The organism is Pseudomonas sp. JH-2 (assembly GCF_036231725.1).
Taxonomy (GTDB): Bacteria; Pseudomonadota; Gammaproteobacteria; order Pseudomonadales; family Pseudomonadaceae; genus Pseudomonas; species Pseudomonas delhiensis.
In genome coordinates, this window is the sequence record NZ_JAZAQP010000024.1 from 80832 (window position 1) to 99367 (window position 18536).

The following is an 18536-nucleotide window of genomic DNA, read 5'->3' on the forward strand; positions in this document are numbered from 1 at the left end:
ACAACCTGTGCACGGCGGGGCCCACCCTTACGGAAATACGTGTTTCACCACCAGGAGGCCCCGACATGCCCCGTTTCTGCGCCAACCTGTCCATGCTCTTCACCGAGGTGGACTTCCTCGACCGCTTCGAAGCCGCCGCCAAGGCCGGTTTCAGCGGCGTCGAATACCTCTTCCCCTATGACTTCGAGGCCGAGGTCATCAAGGCCAAGCTGCAGGAGAACGGCCTGGAGCAGGTGCTGTTCAACCTGCCCGCCGGCGACTGGGGCAAGGGCGAACGCGGCATCGCCTGCCACCCCGACCGCGTCGAGGAATTCCGCGCCGGCGTCGACAAGGCCATCGCCTACGCCAAGGTGCTGGGCAACAAGCAGGTCAACTGCCTGGCCGGCATCCGCCCACAGGGGTACGACTGCGCGACCATCGAGAACACCTTCCTGAACAACCTGGAGTACGCCGCCGAGAAGCTCGAGGCCGCGGGCATCAAGCTGGTCATGGAGATGATCAACACCCTCGACATCCCCGGCTTCTACCTGCAGACCACCCAGCAGGCGCTGGACGTCCGCGAGAAGGTCGGCAGCCCCAACCTGTTCCTGCAGTACGACATCTACCACATGCAGATCATGGAAGGTGACCTGGCCCGGACCATGGAGAAGAACCTGGCGGCCATCAACCACATCCAGCTGGCCGACAACCCCGGCCGCCACGAACCGGGCACCGGCGAGATCAACTACCGCTTCCTGTTCGGCCACCTGGACCGCATCGGCTACCAGGGCTGGATCGGCTGCGAGTACAAGCCGGCCACCACCACCGAGGCGGGGCTGGGCTGGCTGAAGAGCCACAACGCGATCTGAACCGGACACGAGTCCGAAGGCGCTGGGCCCCCGCGTTCGCGGGGGTGACGGGGAGATAGAAGCTTTCCAACGTCATTCCCGCGAACGCGGGACGCGGCCCCATCGCGAACAGCGCTTGCGCTGGCCCGAAGGGGAATAACCCAGCGACTCCTCAACCCAATACAGAACACCAGGAGACACCCTCATGGCCAAGATCGGATTCATCGGCACCGGCATCATGGGCCTGCCCATGGCGCAGAACCTGCAGAAAGCCGGCCACCAGCTGTTCCTCTCCAGCCACCACGACAAGGCCCCGGCCGCGCTGGTCGAAGCCGGCGCCGTGGCCCTGGCCAACCCGAAGGAAGTGGCGCAGGAAGCCGAGTTCATCATCGTCATGGTGCCCGACACCCCGCAGGTCGAGGACGTGCTGTTCCGCCAGGACGGCATCGCCGAAGGCGTCGGCCCGAACAAGGTGGTGATCGACATGAGCTCCATCTCGCCCACCGCCACCAAGGCCTTCGCCGAGAAGATCAAGGCCACCGGCGCGCAGTACCTGGACGCCCCGGTGTCCGGCGGCGAGGTCGGCGCCAAGGCGGCAACCCTCAGCATCATGGTCGGCGGCTGCCCGAACACCTTCGAACGCGCCCTGCCGCTGCTCCAGGCCATGGGCAAGAACATCACCCGCGTCGGCGGCAACGGCGACGGCCAGACCGCCAAGGTGGCCAACCAGATCATCGTCGCGCTGAACATCCAGGCGGTGGCCGAGGCCCTGCTGTTCGCCGCGCGCAACGGCGCCGACCCGGCCAAGGTGCGCGAGGCACTGATGGGCGGCTTCGCCTCCTCGCGCATCCTCGAGGTGCACGGCGAGCGCATGGTCAAGGGCACCTTCGACCCGGGCTTCCGCATCAGCCTGCACCAGAAGGACCTCAACCTGGCCCTGGCCGGCGCCCGCGAACTGGGCCTGAACCTGCCCAACACCGCCAACGCCCAGCAGGTGTTCAGCACCTGCGCGGCCCTGGGCGGCAGCAACTGGGACCACTCCGGGCTGATCAAGGGCCTGGAGCACATGGCCAACTTCTCGATCCGCAAGGACTGAGGAGAGTCACTGGGTTCCCGCGTTCGCGGGAATGACGGGAACGCTGTACGCCTGATTGTTATGGGAGTGACGGACAGGCATACGAATCAACGTCACCCCCGCGAACGCGGGGGCCCAGCGACTCGCTTTCGAACCCCGGCCGGCGTGAACACGGCTTCGCCGGCCGGGCGCTTCGAAGGCATTGCCCAGGCGCTTGCCCCCAGGCGCCTGCGCAATGCCGCAATGAAGAACAACGACAAGAAACCTGAGGAGCCCCAGATGAGCCTCGACCCACGCGCCCTGCTGCGCGAGCTGTTCGACACCGCCATCGCCGCCGCCCACCCGGCGCAGACGCTGGCCCGCCACCTGCCGCGAGTGCATGGCGGGCGCACCATCGTCATCGGCGCCGGCAAGGCCGCCGGGGCCATGGCCGAAGTGGTCGAGGCGCACTGGAAGGACGAGCAGGTGGACGGCCTGGTGGTCGCCCCCTACGGCTACGGCGCCAACTGCCAGCGCATCGAAGTGGTGGAAGCCGCGCACCCGGTGCCGGACGACGCCGGCGAGCGCGTCGCCCGCCGCGTGCTGGAACTGGTCAGCGACCTCAGCGAAGACGACCGGGTGATCTTCCTGCTCTCCGGCGGCGGCTCGGCGCTGCTCGCCCTGCCCGCCGAGGGCATCTCCCTGGACGACAAGCGCGCGCTGAACAAGGCCCTGCTCAAGTCCGGCGCCGCCATCGACGAGATGAACTGCGTGCGCAAGCACCTCTCGGCCATCAAGGGCGGCCGCCTGGCCCGCGCCTGCTGGCCGGCCAGCGTGTACACCTACGCGATCTCCGACGTGCCCGGCGACGAGGCCACGGTGATCGCCTCCGGCCCCACCGTGGGCGACCCGACCACTTCCGCCGACGCCCTGGCCATCCTCAAGCGCTACGGCATCGACACTCCGGCGCACATCCGCGCCTGGCTGGAAGACCCGCGCTCGGAGACGGTCAAGCCCGGCGACGACTGCCTGTCGCGCAGCTACTTCACCCTCATCGCCACGCCGCAGCAGGCCCTCGACGCAGCCGCCGCCAAGGCCCGCGCCGCCGGCCTGGAGGTACTGATTCTCGGCGACCTGGAGGGCGAGTCGCGCGACGTCGCCAAGGTCCACGCCGGCATTGCCCGCCAGGTGCGCAAGCACGGCCAGCCGCTGGCCGCGCCCTGCCTGGTCCTCTCCGGCGGCGAGACCACCGTGACCGTACGCGGCAAGGGCCGCGGCGGGCGCAACGCCGAGTTCCTGCTCAGCCTCACCGCCGCGCTCAAGGGCGAGCCGGGCATCTGGGCGCTGGCCGGCGACACCGACGGCATCGACGGCATGGAGAACAACGCCGGCGCCCTGATGAGCCCGTGCAGCTACAAGCGCGCCCTGGCCGCCGGGCTGAACCCACTGCACGAGCTGGACGACAACAACGGCTACGGCTTCTTCGCCGAACTGGGCGACCTGGTGGTCACCGGGCCGACCCGCACCAACGTCAACGACTTCCGCGCCATCCTGGTCCTCGAGAGTGCCGAGCAATGAACAACGACAAGAAGGTCAAGATCCTCGCCACCCTCGGCCCGGCCATCAAGGGCCGCGAGGACGTGCGTGCCCTGGTGGAGGCCGGCGCCAACCTGTTCCGCCTGAACTTCAGCCACGGCGAGCACGCCGACCACGCCCAGCGCTACCAGTGGGTGCGCGAGGTGGAGGCCGAACTGGGCATGCCCATCGGCATCCTCATGGACCTGCAGGGGCCGAAGCTTCGCGTCGGCCGTTTCGAAGGCGGCGCGGTGGCCCTGCAGAAGGGCCAGAGCTTCACCCTCGACCTGAATGACGCCCCGGGCGACGAGCGCCGCGTGATGCTGCCGCACCCGGAGATCATCCAGGCCCTGGAGCCGGGCATGAGCCTGTTGCTGGACGACGGCCGCATCCGCCTGCAGGTGCTGAACAACCACGGCGACGCCATCGAGACCCGCGTGCTCAACAGCGGCGAGCTGTCCGACCGCAAGGGCGTCAACGTGCCCGAGGCGGTGCTCAAGCTCAGCCCGCTGACCGCCAAGGACCGCCGCGACCTGGCGTTCGGCCTGGAACTGGGCGCGGACTGGGTGGCGCTGTCCTTCGTGCAACGCCCCGAGGATATAGAGGAAGCCCGCGCGCTGATCGGCGACAAGGCCTTCATCATGGCCAAGATCGAGAAGCCCTCGGCGGTGCAGAGCATCGAGGAGATCGCCCGCCTGGCCGACGCCATCATGGTGGCCCGCGGCGACCTCGGCGTGGAAGTGCCGGCGCAGAACGTGCCGGGCATCCAGAAGCGCATCATCCAGGTCTGCCGCCAGCTCGGCCGGCCGGTGGTGGTGGCCACGCAGATGCTCGAATCCATGCGCTTCGCCCCGGCGCCGACGCGCGCCGAGGTCACCGACGTGGCCACCGCGGTCAGCGAAGGCGCCGACTGCGTGATGCTCAGCGCCGAGACCGCTTCCGGCCAGTACCCGCTGGAAGCGGTGGAGATGATGGCCAAGATCATCCGACAGGTGGAAGCCGAGCCGGACTACCAGGGCCAGCTGGAACTCAACCGCCCGGAACCGGACGCCACCGTGTCCGACGCCATCAGCTGCGCCATCCGCCGCATCAGCCGCATCCTGCCGGTGGCGGTGCTGGTCAACTACACCGAGTCCGGCGCCTCCACCCTGCGCGCCTCGCGCGAGCGGCCCAAGGCGCCGATCCTCAGCCTGACGCCCAACCTCAAGGCGGCGCGGCGGCTGAGCGTGGCCTGGGGCGTGTACTCGGTGGTCAACGAGCAACTGGCCCACGTCGACGAGATCTGCGCCACCGCCCTGGAGATCGCCCTGGCCCAACGCATGGCCCAGCGCGGCGACACCGTGGTGGTGACGGCGGGGCTGCCGTTCGGGCAGCCGGGGAGTACCAACATGCTGCGGATCGAGACGGTGGCGCCGGCGTTGTCGGTCTGAAGATCAAAGAGCCCCTCTCCCCAACCCTCTCCCGCAAGCGGGAGAGGGAGCTGAACGGCAGAAGGCGCAGCGCTGGCGTCACCGGCCACGCCGGACTGCCCCAGGGGCAAAAAGAGTTCCGGAGCCACGCCAAGGCATGGCTCCACATCGCGTCACTCCCGGACGGACGGGGCCGGGAAAACGGGGCCGCGACCCCGTCCGTCCGGGATTGGCCTTGAACGGCCAGCAGTTCTGTCGGCCATAGCCACCCTCGCAACCCCCACGCAGGCTATGGAGATTCGAGGCCACCCTCCGGCGATCCCGGGGACCGGCCTCTTTTTTATTCACGCCCCAAAATGGTGCCATGGCAGAATGCGCCCGCTGATACCCACGGAGCTTCCCGCGATGCCCTCCCCCGATGGAAGGCACGGCCGCCGACGCGGAACCGGAGAAGCCCCGGACTGCCCCTTCAACTGCCCAGGCCCCCGATGCGCCCACTACCGCTACTGACCCTCTGGCTGCGCGGCTTCAGCCAGGTGTTCCTGCAACCCCCGCCGCTGTTCGGCCTGCTCTGCCTGGCCCTGATCGGCGCCTGCGCCCCCACCCTGCTGCCCGGCGCCCTGCTCGGCGCCACCGCCGGCCCGGCGTTCGCCCGCCTGCTGCGCTGCCGCCAGGCGGATATCGACGACGGCCTGTACGGCTACAACGCCGTGCTGATCGGCCTGCTGCTGCCGCTGAAGTTCGCCTGGTCGCCGCTGCTGGTGGCCCTGGTGCTGCTCGCCAGCCTCGCCAGCGTGGCGCTGCAGCGCCTGCTGCTGCGCGCCTCGCGCCGGCGCCACGGCCTGCCGCCCTACACCCTGGCCTTCGTCCTGCTCGGCTGGGCCCTGCCGGTGCTCCCGCTGCAGCCCGCCGCGCCCCTGGCCGGGCTGGCAGACCTGCCGTTGCCGGTCTTCCTCGAAGCCACCGCGCGGGCCTTCGGCCAGGTGATCTTCCTCGACGCCCCGCCGGCCGGCGCGCTGATCTTCCTCGGCCTGCTGCTGGGCGCGCCGCGCGCCGCCACCTGGGCGCTGTTCGGCGCGGTGCTGGTGCTGCCGGTGGCGGTGTTCGCCGGCCTCCCCCAGGACGCCGTGCAGAGCGGCCTGCTCGGCATGAACAGCGCCCTGGCCGCCCTCGCCCTGGCCCTGCGCGGCCCTGCCCCCCTCGCCCCGCTGGCCGGCGCCGTGCTGGCGCTCATCCTGCAACAGGCCATGGTCGCCCTGGGCATCCCCTTCATGACCGCGCCCTTCATCTTCGCCTGCCTGCTGGTGCTACTGGGCGAACGCCTGCTGCGCCCAACCTCACGGCGCGCCCCGCTGGCCGGCAGATGAGGCGGATTGGCCTGGCGCGCGGGCTGGCGAAGCCCCGCGGCCGTGACGCCATGCCACAGGGCAATCCCCTCCGGGCCGGCATAGGTCAAGGCCGGCCCGGCTTCGCGCCGCCATGCTGGCGGGGCGTGGGCCGGGTTTCCGACGGCCGCCGCGCATTTTCCCGCCCGTGACGGCATAATCCGCGCCCTTCCGCGGCCCGCCGGGTTCGCGTTTCCATTTGCAAGCAGCGGTAAGGTCATGACGCTTCCCTCTCCCACCCTCTTCCAACGCATCCAGCGCAGCAGCCTGGTGATGCGCATCTTCGTCGGCATGCTCGCCGGCATCGCCCTGGCCCTGGTCTCGCCCGACGCGGCGCAGGCCGTCGGCCTGCTCGGCAAGCTGTTCATCGCGGCGCTCAAGGCCGTGGCCCCGGTGCTGGTCCTGGTGCTGGTGTGCGCCTCCATCGCCAACCACCAGGTCGGCCAGCGCACGCACATCCGCCCGATCCTGCTGCTCTACCTGGTCGGCACCTTCGCCGCGGCCGTGGTGGCGGTGGCCGCCAGCTTCGCCTTCCCCTCGTCCCTGGTGCTGAACACCGCGGCCGCCGCCGAGGCGGCGCCGCCCGGCGGCATCGGCGAGGTGCTGCGCACCCTGCTGTTCAGCGTCGCCAGCAACCCGCTGCAGGCGCTGCTGGAGGCCAACTTCATCGGCATCCTCGGCTGGGCCGTGGGCCTCGGCCTGGCCCTGCGCCATGCCCGCCAGAGCACCCGCGACCTGCTCGACGACCTGGCCGGCGGCGTCACCCTGATCGTCCGCGTGGTGATCGCCTTCGCCCCGCTGGGCATCTTCGGCCTGGTGGCCAGCACCTTCGCCGAGGCCGGTCTCGACGCCCTGCTCGGCTACCTGCACCTGCTGGCCGTGCTGCTGGGCTGCATGCTCTTCGTGGCGCTGGTGGTGAACCCGGCCATCGTGTTCTGGAAAGTGCGCCGCAACCCCTACCCGCTGGTCTTCACCTGCCTGCGCGAAAGCGGCGTGACCGCCTTCTTCACCCGCAGCTCGGCGGCCAACATCCCGGTCAACCTGCAGCTGTGCGAACGCCTGGGCCTGCACGAGGACACCTACTCGGTGTCCATCCCCCTGGGCGCCACCATCAACATGGCCGGCGCGGCCATCACCATCAGCGTGCTGGCCCTGGCCGCGGCCAATACCCTGGGCATCGCCGTGGACCTGCCCAGCGCCCTGCTGCTGTGCGTGGTCTCGGCGCTGTGCGCCTGCGGCGCCTCGGGCGTGGCCGGCGGCTCGCTGCTGCTGATCCCGCTGGCCTGCGGGCTGTTCGGCATCTCCGGCGAGGTGGCCATGCAGGTGGTGGCGGTGGGCTTCGTCATCAGCATCCTGCAGGACTCGGCGGAAACCGCGCTGAACTCCTCCACCGACGTGCTCTTCACCGCCGCTGCCTGCCTGGCCGAGGAGCCCGTTGCGAGTGAGGCCGGCCTGGGCGAGAAACGCTGAAGTCTTGGACGCGCCCCACGGGCGCGTCCTTGCATAAGCAAATAGCCTTTGGGTATTTAAGCGGCATATAACCCACGGGCATAATCGGCAATTCAACACTGCCGAGAAGGAACCGCCCGTGAAACGACTCTTCGCCGCCTCCCTGCTGGCCGCCGGAATGGCCCTGGGCAGCGCCGCCCAGGCCGCGCAGCCGCTGCTCAACGTCTCCTACGACGTGATGCGCGACTTCTACAAGGAGTACAACCCCGCCTTCCAGAAGCACTGGGAAGCGGAGAAAGGCGAGAAGATCACCATCCAGATGTCCCACGGCGGCTCCAGCAAGCAGGCCCGTTCGGTGATCGACGGCCTGCCGGCCGACGTCATCACCATGAACCAGGCCACCGACATCGACGCCCTGGCCGACAACGGCGGGCTGGTGCCCAAGGACTGGGCCACCCGCCTGCCGAACAACAGCGCGCCCTTCACCTCGGCCACCGTGTTCATCGTGCGCAAGGGCAACCCCAAGGGCCTGCACGACTGGCCGGACCTGCTCAAGGACGGCGTGCAGGTGGTGGTGCCGAACCCGAAGACCTCGGGCAACGGCCGCTACACCTACCTCTCCGCCTGGGGCTACTCGCTCAAGCACGGCGGCGATGAAGCCAAGGCCAGGGAATTCGTCGGCCAGCTGTTCAAGCACGTCCCGGTGCTGGACACCGGCGGCCGCGCGGCCACCACCACCTTCATGCAGAACCAGATCGGCGACGTGCTGGTGACCTTCGAGAACGAAGCCGAGATGATCGCCCGCGAATTCGGCCGCGGCGGCTTCGAGGTGGTCTACCCCAGCGTATCCGCCGAGGCCGAGCCGCCGGTGGCGGTGGTCGACAAGGTGGTCGAGAAGAAAGGCACCCGCGCCCAGGCCGAGGCCTACCTGAAGTACCTGTGGTCCGACGAGGGCCAGACCATCGCCGCCGACAACTACCTGCGCCCGCGCAACCCGGCGATCCTGGCCAAGTACGCCGACCGCTTCCCGAAGGTGGACTTCTTCTCGGTGGAGAAGACCTTCGGTGACTGGCGGACCGTGCAGAAGACCCACTTCGCCGATGGCGGGATCTTCGACCAGATCTACACCCCTAACTGATGTAGCGCCCCATGGGCGCGAATCGCGGATGGAATCCGCTCCTACGGTTCCAGGGAAGCACGGCACGATCGTAGGAGCAACTGTCTTGCGCCCCGCGCCGATATGCTCTTCGTAGGAGCGAGCTTGCTCGCGAATAAACCCCGCTGCGGAGTCCGTTCGCGAGCAAGCTCGCTCCTACAGGTTGCCGGAAGGCGTGGCATTTCCCTGTAGGAGCGGACTTTGTCCGCGATTGGATTCACCCGCCACGCCGGACACCCCGATGGCACGGCCGACGGCGGATAACCGCGAACGGTTATTCGCCCTACGGTCGAGCACGATCGTAGGAGCCGGACGTCCCTGCGCGATTCGCGGATGAGATCCGCTCCTACGCCGCCCCACCCACGCCATTCCCCTGTAGGAGCGCGCCCTGCGCGCGAAATCGCGGGCAGGGCCCGCTCCTACAGCTCTAGGGAAACACGGTCGTAGGAGCGGAACTTTTCCGCGATAGCCGGACGTTCCGGCGCGATTCGCGGATGAGATCCGCTCCTACGCCGCCCCACCCGCGCCATTCCCCTGTAGGAGAGCGCCCTGCGCGCGATTTCGCGGGCAGGGCCCGCTCCTACAGTTGTCCCCCGCCGCCTCAGCGCGGCCGCCACCCCACCTCGCGCAACGCCTCCAGCAACGTCTCCCCCTCCAGCGCCGGCACCAGCGTGCCGTCCGCCGTGCGCATCTCGCGGCCGGCCAGCAGGGCGTTGACGATGGCCTCCTCCACCGCTTCCGCCGCCGCGGCGAACAGCGGCGAGATGTGCTCGTTGTTGAGCATCTGCAGCGGCGTGCTCTGCGGCAGGCCCTTGCGCCCGTAGTCGGCCGGCGGCAGGTCGCGGTTGCCGGTGGCGAAGGCCAGGAAGATGTCGCCGCTGCTGTCCTCGGTGCCGCCGCCGGTGCGGGCGATGCCGATGGAGGCGCGCTGCGCCAGGCGCTGGCACTGGTGCGGCAGCAGCGGCGCGTCGGTGGCGATGATCACCACTATCGAGCCCATGCCCGGCTCGCCCTTTTCCGCGAACGGCGAGGGGATGTCGCCCAGCACCCGGCCCACCGGGTAGCCGTCGACGCGCAGTTCGCGGCGCTGGCCGTGGTTGGCCTGGACCAGCACACCGACAGTCCAGCCGCCCTGCTCCGCCGGCAGCTTGCGCGAGGCGCTGCCGATGCCGCCCTTGAACTCGTGGCAGATCATCCCGGTGCCGCCGCCCACCGGGCCTTCGGCCACCGGCCCGGACTCGGCGGCGACCAGGGCGTCGCGCACGTGCTCGGGGCCGAGGTGCTGGCCCCAGATGTCGTTGAGCAGGCCGTCGTAGGTCTCCATCACCACCGGCATGCACCAGTACACCGCCGGGTCGGCCAGGGCATCGCGCTCGGCGGCCACCAGGGCGTCGCGCACCACGCCGACGCTGTGGGTGTTGGTGATGGCGATGGGCGTGGTCAGCAGGCCGGCCTCGCGGATCCACTCAAGGCCCGTGGCGTCGCCGTTGCCGTTGAGCACGTGGGCGCCGGCGAAGCAGGGTTGCAGGCGGGCCTCGCCGGCACGCGGCTGGAGCACCGTGACGCCGGTGCGCACCTGCTTGCCGCCGCGCTCGGCGACCAGGGTGCTGTGGCCGACGCGGACGCCGGGGACGTCGGTGATGGCATTGAATGCGCCGGGTGTGCCCAGGCCCAGGGTGATGCCGAGTTGACGAGCGCGCATGGGGACTCCTGTGGTCTTCAGAGTTTCTGGAAAGCCGGGCTCAACTTGCCGTAGGTGCTGTAGAGAATCACCGATACGGCCAGTATCCCGATAATGGTCATCACGTCCCGCGCCGAGGCTTCCATCAGCAGCTCGAGCAGCAGGTAGCCGGCGCCGACCACCGCCAGCAGCGCCGGCAGCGGCCACAGCGGCATGCGGTAGGGGTGCTCGCGGTCGCGGCGCAGCACGCGGCTGAACAGCGCGCACAGGGCCACCACCAGGTAGATGAGCACCAGCAGCAGCACGGTGAAGGAGGTCAGTTCCTCCAGGTTGGAGCTGAAGCTCAGCGCCGCCGAGGGCACGCCGAGGAACAGGGTAGCCAGCCAGGGCGACTCCCAGCGCGGGTGGATGCGGGTGAAGGCGCGGTTCAGCGCCGGCGTCCAGAGGGCGTCGCGGCCGCTGCTGAAGATCACCCGGCCGACCTGGATGACGATGGCGACGATGGCGTTGAACACCGAGAGGAAGATGCCGGCGCTGACCAGCCGCGACAGCGTCCCGTTGCCGTGGGCGGTGAGCAGGTAGCCGATGGGGTCGGGGCTGGCGAGCATGTCCTTGAGCGAGGGCGCGCCGATCAGCAGCGCGGTCAGCGGCACCAGCTCGATCACCACCACCAGCACCAGCGACCAGAGCACCGCGCGGTGCACGGTGCGGCCGCCGTCCTTCATGTCCTCGGCCAGCAGCACGGCGCCGCCGAAGCCGTTGTAGGAGAACACCGCGGTGCCCACGGCGCCTATCACCAGCGCCCAGGGCGCCGCCGCCAGCACGCCGCCGTCCAGCACCTGCGGCTGCAGCAGCACGCTCAGCGGCTGGCTGGCGTGGCCGAAGCCGAGCACCACTATCACCAGCAGCGCGGCCACTTCGCAGAGCAGGAAGACGCCGGTAACCCAGGCGTTGACGCGGATGTTGAGGATGCCCAGCACGTAGCTGGCGGCGACGATGGCCAGGGCCACGGTCTGGGTGTCGAACTGCGTGCCCAGCGCGCCGTTGAGGTAGGTGGCCGCCCCCGTGCCCAGTACCGGCGGGATGAACAGCAGCGAGACCAGCACGGTAAGGAAGGTGGCGTAGCCGGCCATGCCGCCGAACACGCGCTTGGCGTAGACGTACTCGCCGCCGGCCGAGCTGTGCGCCCGGCCCAGTTCGGCGTAGCACCAGGCGAACATCAGCGCCAGCACCGCGGCCATCACGAAGGCCAGGAAGGCGCCGCTGCCGGCCTGCTGGATGGCGAAGGGAGCGATGACGAACACGGAACTGGCGGGGGTGACCGCCGAGACGGTGATGGCGACCACGTCGAACACGCCCAGGCTGGGCTTGAGCACGCCGTCCGGCGCTGCGGGAGAGCTCATGTCGTTTTCCTCGAATTGTTATTGATGGTTGAGGCAGCAACGAAGACCCATGTGGCGCCCTCTGCACGGGGCGCTGCATGGCCCGCAGTCTGGTCGGGCCGGCCCTGGCGGCCAATCACCATTTGGGGTTACGCCCCTTGACGGCGGGGCCTGAAAAGGAGGAAACCGGTTCACCTCTTGCGGAGAGCCCCGGGATGCACAACCTGTTTCGCGAAGTCGGCATGCACGCCAACCTCGGCCGCGCCATCGAGCAGATCGGCCAGCCGCGCTTCTGGAAGCAGCTGATCCTGCTGCTGCACCAGTGGCTGCCGTTCGACAACGCCCTGGCGGCCTTCTACCCCACCAGCGGCACCCCGGTGGCGCTGGAGGAATACGACGCCGTGCCGCAGGAAGGCCCGGCGGCGATGCCCGCCTACCTCAGCGGCCTGTACCAGCTCGACCCCTTCTACCAGGCCTGCCGCGAAGGGCTGCCCAGCGGCCTGTACCGCCTGGAGGAAGTGGCCCCGGACCAGTTCCGCCAGAGCGAGTACTTCCTCAGCTACTTCCACGACAACGTGCTGGAGGACGAGGTGCAGTTCATCCTCCAGCTCCCCGGCCAGGGCGCGCTGTCGCTCTCCCTGGGCGTGCGCAAGCCGTTCGACGCCGAACAGTGCGGCCTGCTGGCGATGCTCTGCCCCTGGGTGCTGGCGCTGCTGCAGCAGCACTGGCAGCAGCGCAGCCAGCGCCTGCTGCCGGCCAGCGAGCCGGTGGCCAGCCAGGTGCGCGACGCCCTCAGCCACTTCGGCGCCGGGGTGCTCTCCGAGCGCGAGCTGGAGATCGCCCGGCTGATCCTGCGCGGCTACTCCTCCAAGGCCATGGCCGAGCGCCTGGCGATCTCCCCGGAAACCATCAAGGTGCACCGCCGGCACCTCTACGCCAAGCTGGACATCTCCTCGCAGCCGGAACTGTTCTCGCTGTTCCTGCAGTCCCTCGGGCACGACCCGGAGAACCCCTGAAAGCCCGCCGGATCAGGCCGGCGAATGCTTCGCGGGCGCCCCATCCAGCGCCGCAATGGGACTGTCCGCCGGGACAGCGGCCTGTCCCGCCAGGCCACTGGCGGGGCCCGCGCGCGGACCTAGACTGACAGCCGTCCACATCACAAGCACAAGAGGACTGCCCGATGAACGCCCGCGCCAGATTCACCCACATGGAAGACGGTACCGCCGAGGACTGGTCGGCCATCTCCCAGCACTTCACCGAGTACGCCGCCCAGCTGCCCGACCGCATCCTCGCGCACCTGCGCCTGCTCGACGGCGACTTCGGCGGCTTCCCGGTGGACCGCCTGACCCACTCGCTGCAGACCGCCACCCTGGCCTACCGCGACGGCCGCGACGAGGAATACGTGGTCTGCGCCCTGCTCCACGACATCGGCGACACCCTGGGCTCCTACAACCACCCGGACATCGCCGCGGCCATCCTCAAGCCCTTCGTCAGCCCCGAGAACCTCTGGATGATCGAGAAGCACGGGATCTTCCAGGGCTACTACTTCTTCCACCACCTGGGCCTGGACCGGCACCTGCGCGAGCAGTTCAAGAACCACCCGGAATACGAGCGCACCATCGAGTTCTGCGCCCGCTACGACGCCGCGGCCTTCGACACCGAGGGCGAGACGCTGCCGCTGGAGTTCTTCGAGCCCATGCTGCGCCGGGTGTTCGCCCAGCCCAAGCGTTCCATCTACATGGCCAAGGAAGCAGGCTGAAACCATCCGCCGGCCGGGGGCGATGAATCGTCACTGGCCGGCGGATGGGCGCTTGGTTAAGATCGCCGGGTCGTACTTGTGGAAGGCGCACGTCAGAATGCGCCATCACCGATCAGGGATAACCCCAGCGCATGAAGCCCAACCGTACCGAAAGGCCGCCCCGACTCGGCTCCGCCCCCCTGCGTGAATACCATTCGCGCGTCCTGGCCTATATCGCCGTGGCTGCCACCGTCAGCGCCGGCACCTTCGGCCAGTACTTCGGCTACGACGCGCTCTGGATGGTGCCCTACGCCCTGCTCTACCCGCACCTGGCGCAGAACCTGAGCCAGCGCTACAAGCACACCCACCCGCAGCAGACGCGCCAGGTGCTGCTGGCCATGGACGCCCTGCACACCGGCGCCGGCGCCGCGCTGCTGGGCTTCTCGGTGGTGCCGGCGCTGATGCTGGTGCTGATCCTGGCCTTCTCCTCGCTGGTGATCGGCGGCCTGCGCACCCTCGGCCTGGCCCTGCTGGTGGCGCTGAGCGCCGCGGTGCTCACCGGCGCGCTGGCCAGCGCGGGCTTCAAGGGCAACGCGCCATTGCTGGTGAACCTGGTCAGCGTGCTGTTCTGCGCCTTCTACATCTGCGTCACCGCCTACTTCATGCACCAGCAGGGCCTGCGCCTGGCCCAGGCCCGCGGCGAGATCACCCTCGAGCAGGAAAAGGCCGCGCGGCTGGCGCACAACCTGGCCAAGTACCTGTCGCCGCAGGTCTGGGAATCCATCTTCAGCGGCAAGCGCAGCGTGCGCCTGGAAACCCAGCGCAAGAAGCTCACGGTGTTCTTCTCCGACATCAAGGGCTTCACCGAGCTGTCCGAGGAGCTGGAAGCCGAGACCCTGACCGACATGCTCAACAACTACCTCAACGAAATGTCGAAGATCGCCCTCAAGTACGGCGGCACCATCGACAAATTCGTCGGCGACTGCGTGATGGTGTTCTTCGGCGACCCATCCACCCAGGGCGCGAAGAAGGACGCCGTGGCGGCGGTGTCCATGGCCGTGGCCATGCGCAAGCACATGAAGGTGATGCGCCAGCAGTGGCGCGCCCAGGGCATCACCAAGCCACTGGAAGTGCGCATGGGCATCAACACCGGCTACTGCACCGTGGGCAACTTCGGCGCCGACACGCGCATGGACTACACCATCATCGGCCGCGAGGTGAACCTCGCCAGCCGCCTGGAAAGCGCCGCCGAGGCCGGCGAGATCCTCCTCAGCCACGAGTCCTACTCGCTGGTGAAGGACGTGATCATGTGCCGCGACAAGGGCCAGATCAGCGTCAAGGGCTTCAGCAAGCCGGTGCAGATCTACCAGGCGGTCGACTTCCGCCGCGACCTGGGCGCCAACCCCAGCTTCATCGAGCACGAGCTGCCGGGCTTCTCCATGTACCTGGACACCAACAACGTGCAGAACTTCGACAAGGACCGGGTGATCCAGGCGCTGCAGCTGGCGGTGGAGAAGCTCAAGGACAAGATCATTCTCTGAGTTTGTGCGGCTGGCTGCCTTCGTAGGAGCGAGCTTGCTCGCGAACGGGGTTTGCCGGTGGCTACGGTGCTGCGTTTAAGAACACCCTCTCCCCAACCCTCTCCCTGAAGGGAGAGGGGGCTGTCCTGAGTAGGCTGCAAGCCAGGCACCATCCTTACACCCCATCATTCCCGCGAACGCGGGAACCCAGAGACTTCCGGTTGGTGTAATGACGTAGGGCACATTGGGCTTTCCAGAGCCAGCCGGCAGCTCCAGAGTTACCGGCTGACACCAAATCCTCTCTCGGCACGGACAGCTCCCTCTCCCTTCAGGGAGAGGGCTGGGGAGAGGGGACGGAGTCAACCTGAAACACTACAGCCACCGGTAAACCTCGTTCGCGAGCAAGCTCGCTCCTACAACCCCCGCCCATAAAAAAGCCCGCTGCGGGGCCGGGCTTGAAGGAGGCGCGACGCTTCACGTCGCCGCGCCCAACCGGAGAACCGGGTATCAGGCGGCCTGGGCTTCCTTGGCCTCCAGGGCGGACGGGCCGGCGGCCAGTTCGCGGTCCAGTTGCGCGGAGTCCAGCTGCTTGCACCACTTGGCCACCACCACGGTGGCCACGCCGTTGCCCACCAGGTTGGTCAGGGCGCGGGCTTCGGACATGAAGCGGTCGATGCCGAGGATCAGCGCCAGGCCGGCGACCGGCAGGTGGCCCACGGCGGACAGGGTGGCGGCCAGCACGATGAAGCCCGAACCGGTGACGCCGGCGGCGCCCTTGGATGCGATCAGCAGCACCAGCAGCAGGGTCAGCTGGTGGGTGATGTCCATCGGGGTGTCGGTGGCCTGGGCGATGAATACCGCGGCCATGGTCAGGTAGATGGAGGTGCCGTCGAGGTTGAACGAGTAGCCGGTGGGGATCACCAGGCCGACCACGCTCTTGTCGCAGCCCAGCTTTTCCATCTTGGCGATCATGCGCGGCAGCGCCGATTCCGAGGAGGAGGTGCCGAGCACGATCAACAGCTCTTCGCGGATGTACTTGATGAACTTCAGGATGCTGAAGCCGTGGGCGCGGGCGATGCCGCCCAGGACGACGAGCACGAACAGCAGGCAGGTGATGTAGAAGCAGGCCATCAGCTGGCCCAGCTGCACCAGCGAGCCCACGCCGTAGGCGCCGATGGTGAAGGCCATGGCGCCGAAGGCGCCGATGGGGGCGACCTTCATGATCACGTTGATGATGTTGAACATCACCTGGGTGAAGCGTTCGATGAACTGGAAGATCGGCTGGCCATAGCTGCCCAGGCGATGCAGGGCGTAACCGAACAGCACGGAGAAGAACAGCACCTGCAGGATGTCACCGTTGGCGAAGGCGCCGACCACGGTGTTGGGGATGATGTTCATCAGGAAGTCGACGGTGCTCTGCTTCGCGCCGGCGGCGGCGTAGGCGGCGATCTTGCTGGTGTCCAGGCTGGCCGGGTCGACGTGCATGCCGGCGCCGGGCTGGACCACGTTGACCACCACGAGGCCGATGATCAGCGCGACGGTGGAGACGATCTCGAAGTACAGCAGGGCCATGCCGCCGGTCTTGCCTACCGCCTTCATGCTCTGCATGCCGGCGATGCCGGTGACCACGGTGCAGAAGATGATGGGCGCGATGGCCATCTTGATCAGTTTGACGAAGCCATCGCCCAGGGGCTTCATCAGCACGGCAGTCTGCGGGTAGTAGTGGCCCAGGGCGATGCCGATAGCGATGGCGATCAGCACCTGCACGTACAGGCTCTTGTAGAAGGGTTGCTTGGTCATTGCGGCAGGGTCCTCTTGAGCTGGCGGCCCGCCTTCCTGGCGGCGGCGCGTTGCCCGAAGCGTTATCTCCCTTCTGTGGGAGAATTTGTTTTCGTCCTGCCCGTCGGCAGGCCTTGGAACCCTATTGGCAAGCCCTGTGCCAAATCGCCACTTCTTGAATTTTACTTTATTTTCAATGAGTTATAAAAATACACAGTGACCGGGCGGACTGGTCGATGGCGGAAACCCGCCAGGCCCGCGGCGGGTTTCCCGCCACTTGGCGGGTATCCGCCAGGGCCCCGGGTGCCTTAGATTTGCCCCACGGCCGCCGCGAAGCGGCGCCCGGCACACACGCAGCAGAACAAGGAAAACCCATGCGTGAACGCACCATCGCCAGCCATTTCGTCCGCGCCGCCCTGCGCGGCGCCCAGCGCCAGGGCCGCGACATCCTGCCCCTGCTGCGCGCCGCCGGCATCCAGCCGGCGCTGCTCGAGGAGCCGCGGGCGCGGGTCTCGCCGGAGCAGTTCGGCCGGCTGATCCAGGTGGTCTGGGAGGACCTCGACGACGAGTACATGGGCTTCGGCGAGGTGCGCAGCAAGCGCGGCACCTTCGCCATGATGTGCCACGCCATCATCCAGTGCCGCACCCTGGAGAAGGCCCTGGGCCGCGGCGCGCTCTTCTACGACCTGTTCCCCGCCGCCCCGCGCATCGAACTGCGCCGCGACGGCGAGCGCGCCGAGCTGGTGCTCGACCACAGCCTGCTGCAGGACCCGGAGCACTTCCTCACCGAGAGCCTGCTGGTGATCTGGCACCGTCTGGGCAGTTGGCTGATCGGCCAGCGCATCCGCCTGGAAGAAGCCCGCTTCGCCTACCCGCAGCCGGCCCACGCCGCCGAGTACGACCTGCTGTTCCCCTGCCCGCGGCGCTTCGACGCGGGCGGCACCGGGCTGAGCTTCCAGGCGCGCTACCTGGACATGCCGCTGCTGCAGGACGAGCGCAGCCTCAAGCACTTCCTCAAGGACTCCCCGGCCGACCTGCTGGCCCGCCCGGATGGCGGCGACAGCCTGACCAGCCAGATCCGCCGCCTGCTCGGCCGCGACTGCCGGCGCTGGCCGGACCTGGAAAGCGTGGCGCAGCAACTGCACATGAGCCCGCAGACGCTGCGCCGCCACCTGCGCGAGGAAGGCCCGAACTTCCAGGAACTCAAGGACCAGCTGCGCCGCGACCTGGCCATCTACCACCTGGGCCGCGACGAGCTGTCGATCCAGGACATCGCCGACCAGCTCGGCTTCTCCGAGCCCTCGGCGTTCCACCGGGCGTTCAAGAAATGGACCGGGCTGACGCCGGGGGCGTACCGGGCGCAGCAGGGGGAGTGAAGGGCCTTGCGGGCGATGGGTATCGCTGCGCTCAACGCCATCCTACGACGGTGTTTTTCCTGCTCCTGTAGGAGCGGACCTTGTCCGCGATAGCCGGAGGTTCCGGCGCGGTTCGCGGATGAGATCCGCTCCTACGCTGCCCCACCCACGCCATTCCCATGTAGGAGCGCGCCCTGCGCGCGATTTCGCGGGCAGGGCCCGCTCC

The 18536-nt window shown here is 68.5% G+C and carries 14 protein-coding genes; 11 read left to right on the plus strand and 3 right to left on the minus strand.

Features of this window, described 5'->3' with window-relative positions:
- The first annotated feature begins 65 nt into the window (after positions 1 to 65).
- The 7 genes from hyi to VV867_RS17670 all read left to right on the plus strand — a co-directional run bounded on the left by hyi (position 66) and on the right by VV867_RS17670 (position 8837).
- Positions 66 to 848 (plus strand): hydroxypyruvate isomerase, encoded by a 783-nt coding sequence (gene hyi, locus VV867_RS17640; protein WP_328567135.1) that lies wholly within the window; start codon positions 66 to 68, stop codon positions 846 to 848.
- 184 nt (positions 849 to 1032) lie between these two features.
- Positions 1033 to 1923 carry a 2-hydroxy-3-oxopropionate reductase gene (locus VV867_RS17645; RefSeq protein ID WP_275629315.1) on the plus strand — a complete coding sequence of 297 codons (891 nt, stop codon included), beginning with the start codon at positions 1033 to 1035 and terminating at the stop codon, positions 1921 to 1923.
- A 258-nt stretch (positions 1924 to 2181) separates the two neighbouring features.
- The gene (locus tag VV867_RS17650) at positions 2182 to 3459 is read left to right on the plus strand and encodes a glycerate kinase type-2 family protein (RefSeq protein ID WP_328567136.1); all 1278 of its coding nucleotides are present in this window, start codon (positions 2182 to 2184) and stop codon (positions 3457 to 3459) included.
- Positions 3456 to 4886 (plus strand): pyruvate kinase, encoded by a 1431-nt coding sequence (pyk, locus tag VV867_RS17655; protein WP_109935938.1) that lies wholly within the window; start codon positions 3456 to 3458, stop codon positions 4884 to 4886. The genes VV867_RS17650 and pyk overlap by 4 nt, the downstream gene beginning before the upstream one ends.
- A 467-nt stretch (positions 4887 to 5353) precedes the next feature.
- On the plus strand, positions 5354 to 6232 hold the full coding sequence (locus VV867_RS17660; protein WP_328567137.1) for an urea transporter: 879 nt from the start codon (positions 5354 to 5356) through the stop codon (positions 6230 to 6232).
- Positions 6233 to 6469: 237 nt separating this feature from the next.
- Positions 6470 to 7720, plus strand: a complete 1251-nt coding sequence (sstT, locus tag VV867_RS17665; RefSeq protein WP_109935940.1) for a serine/threonine transporter SstT — start codon at positions 6470 to 6472, stop codon at positions 7718 to 7720.
- A 118-nt stretch (positions 7721 to 7838) separates the two neighbouring features.
- Positions 7839 to 8837, plus strand: a complete 999-nt coding sequence (locus tag VV867_RS17670; RefSeq protein ID WP_109935941.1) for a sulfate ABC transporter substrate-binding protein — start codon at positions 7839 to 7841, stop codon at positions 8835 to 8837.
- A gap of 619 nt (positions 8838 to 9456) precedes the next feature.
- Here the strand turns inward: VV867_RS17670 and VV867_RS17675 are convergent.
- Both VV867_RS17675 and VV867_RS17680 read right to left on the minus strand, forming a co-directional pair.
- The gene (locus tag VV867_RS17675; RefSeq protein ID WP_109935942.1) at positions 9457 to 10557 is read right to left on the minus strand and encodes a DmpA family aminopeptidase; all 1101 of its coding nucleotides are present in this window, start codon (positions 10555 to 10557) and stop codon (positions 9457 to 9459) included.
- A gap of 17 nt (positions 10558 to 10574) precedes the next feature.
- On the minus strand, positions 10575 to 11939 hold the full coding sequence (locus VV867_RS17680; RefSeq protein WP_109935943.1) for an APC family permease: 1365 nt from the start codon (positions 11937 to 11939) through the stop codon (positions 10575 to 10577).
- Positions 11940 to 12133: 194 nt separating this feature from the next.
- Here VV867_RS17680 and VV867_RS17685 point away from each other — a divergent pair, with 194 nt between their 5' ends.
- From VV867_RS17685 to VV867_RS17695, 3 genes are all read left to right on the plus strand, one after another.
- Positions 12134 to 12934, plus strand: a complete 801-nt coding sequence (locus tag VV867_RS17685; RefSeq protein WP_109935944.1) for a LuxR C-terminal-related transcriptional regulator — start codon at positions 12134 to 12136, stop codon at positions 12932 to 12934.
- A 164-nt stretch (positions 12935 to 13098) separates the two neighbouring features.
- Positions 13099 to 13677, plus strand: a complete 579-nt coding sequence (locus tag VV867_RS17690; protein ID WP_109935945.1) for an HD domain-containing protein — start codon at positions 13099 to 13101, stop codon at positions 13675 to 13677.
- A 131-nt stretch (positions 13678 to 13808) separates the two neighbouring features.
- Positions 13809 to 15197 carry an adenylate/guanylate cyclase domain-containing protein gene (locus VV867_RS17695; RefSeq protein WP_109935946.1) on the plus strand — a complete coding sequence of 463 codons (1389 nt, stop codon included), beginning with the start codon at positions 13809 to 13811 and terminating at the stop codon, positions 15195 to 15197.
- A gap of 486 nt (positions 15198 to 15683) precedes the next feature.
- Here the strand turns inward: VV867_RS17695 and VV867_RS17700 are convergent, their stop codons facing one another.
- Complete coding sequence (locus VV867_RS17700; RefSeq protein WP_089394850.1) at positions 15684 to 16976, minus strand: dicarboxylate/amino acid:cation symporter; 1293 nt, start codon at positions 16974 to 16976, stop codon at positions 15684 to 15686.
- A gap of 353 nt (positions 16977 to 17329) precedes the next feature.
- Between VV867_RS17700 and VV867_RS17705 the strand changes: the two genes are divergently transcribed.
- Positions 17330 to 18331, plus strand: coding sequence for an AraC family transcriptional regulator (locus tag VV867_RS17705; RefSeq protein ID WP_328567138.1), 1002 nt, complete (start codon positions 17330 to 17332; stop codon positions 18329 to 18331).
- Positions 18332 to 18536: the final 205 nt, after the last annotated feature.

Excerpts from the sequence above, each read along its gene's own strand:
- hyi (WP_328567135.1), top strand. The coding sequence starts at position 66 with ATGCCCCGTTTCTGCGCCAACCTGTCCATGCTCTTCACCGAGGTGGAC.
- VV867_RS17645 (WP_275629315.1), top strand. The coding sequence starts at position 1,033 with ATGGCCAAGATCGGATTCATCGGCACCGGCATCATGGGCCTGCCCATG.
- VV867_RS17650 (WP_328567136.1), top strand. The coding sequence starts at position 2,182 with ATGAGCCTCGACCCACGCGCCCTGCTGCGCGAGCTGTTCGACACCGCC.
- pyk (WP_109935938.1), top strand. The coding sequence starts at position 3,456 with ATGAACAACGACAAGAAGGTCAAGATCCTCGCCACCCTCGGCCCGGCC.
- VV867_RS17660 (WP_328567137.1), top strand. The coding sequence starts at position 5,354 with ATGCGCCCACTACCGCTACTGACCCTCTGGCTGCGCGGCTTCAGCCAG.
- sstT (WP_109935940.1), top strand. The coding sequence starts at position 6,470 with ATGACGCTTCCCTCTCCCACCCTCTTCCAACGCATCCAGCGCAGCAGC.
- VV867_RS17675 (WP_109935942.1), bottom strand. The coding sequence starts at position 10,557 with ATGCGCGCTCGTCAACTCGGCATCACCCTGGGCCTGGGCACACCCGGC.
- VV867_RS17680 (WP_109935943.1), bottom strand. The coding sequence starts at position 11,939 with ATGAGCTCTCCCGCAGCGCCGGACGGCGTGCTCAAGCCCAGCCTGGGC.
- VV867_RS17685 (WP_109935944.1), top strand. The coding sequence starts at position 12,134 with ATGCACAACCTGTTTCGCGAAGTCGGCATGCACGCCAACCTCGGCCGC.
- VV867_RS17690 (WP_109935945.1), top strand. The coding sequence starts at position 13,099 with ATGAACGCCCGCGCCAGATTCACCCACATGGAAGACGGTACCGCCGAG.
- VV867_RS17695 (WP_109935946.1), top strand. The coding sequence starts at position 13,809 with ATGAAGCCCAACCGTACCGAAAGGCCGCCCCGACTCGGCTCCGCCCCC.
- VV867_RS17700 (WP_089394850.1), bottom strand. The coding sequence starts at position 16,976 with ATGACCAAGCAACCCTTCTACAAGAGCCTGTACGTGCAGGTGCTGATC.
- VV867_RS17705 (WP_328567138.1), top strand. The coding sequence starts at position 17,330 with ATGCGTGAACGCACCATCGCCAGCCATTTCGTCCGCGCCGCCCTGCGC.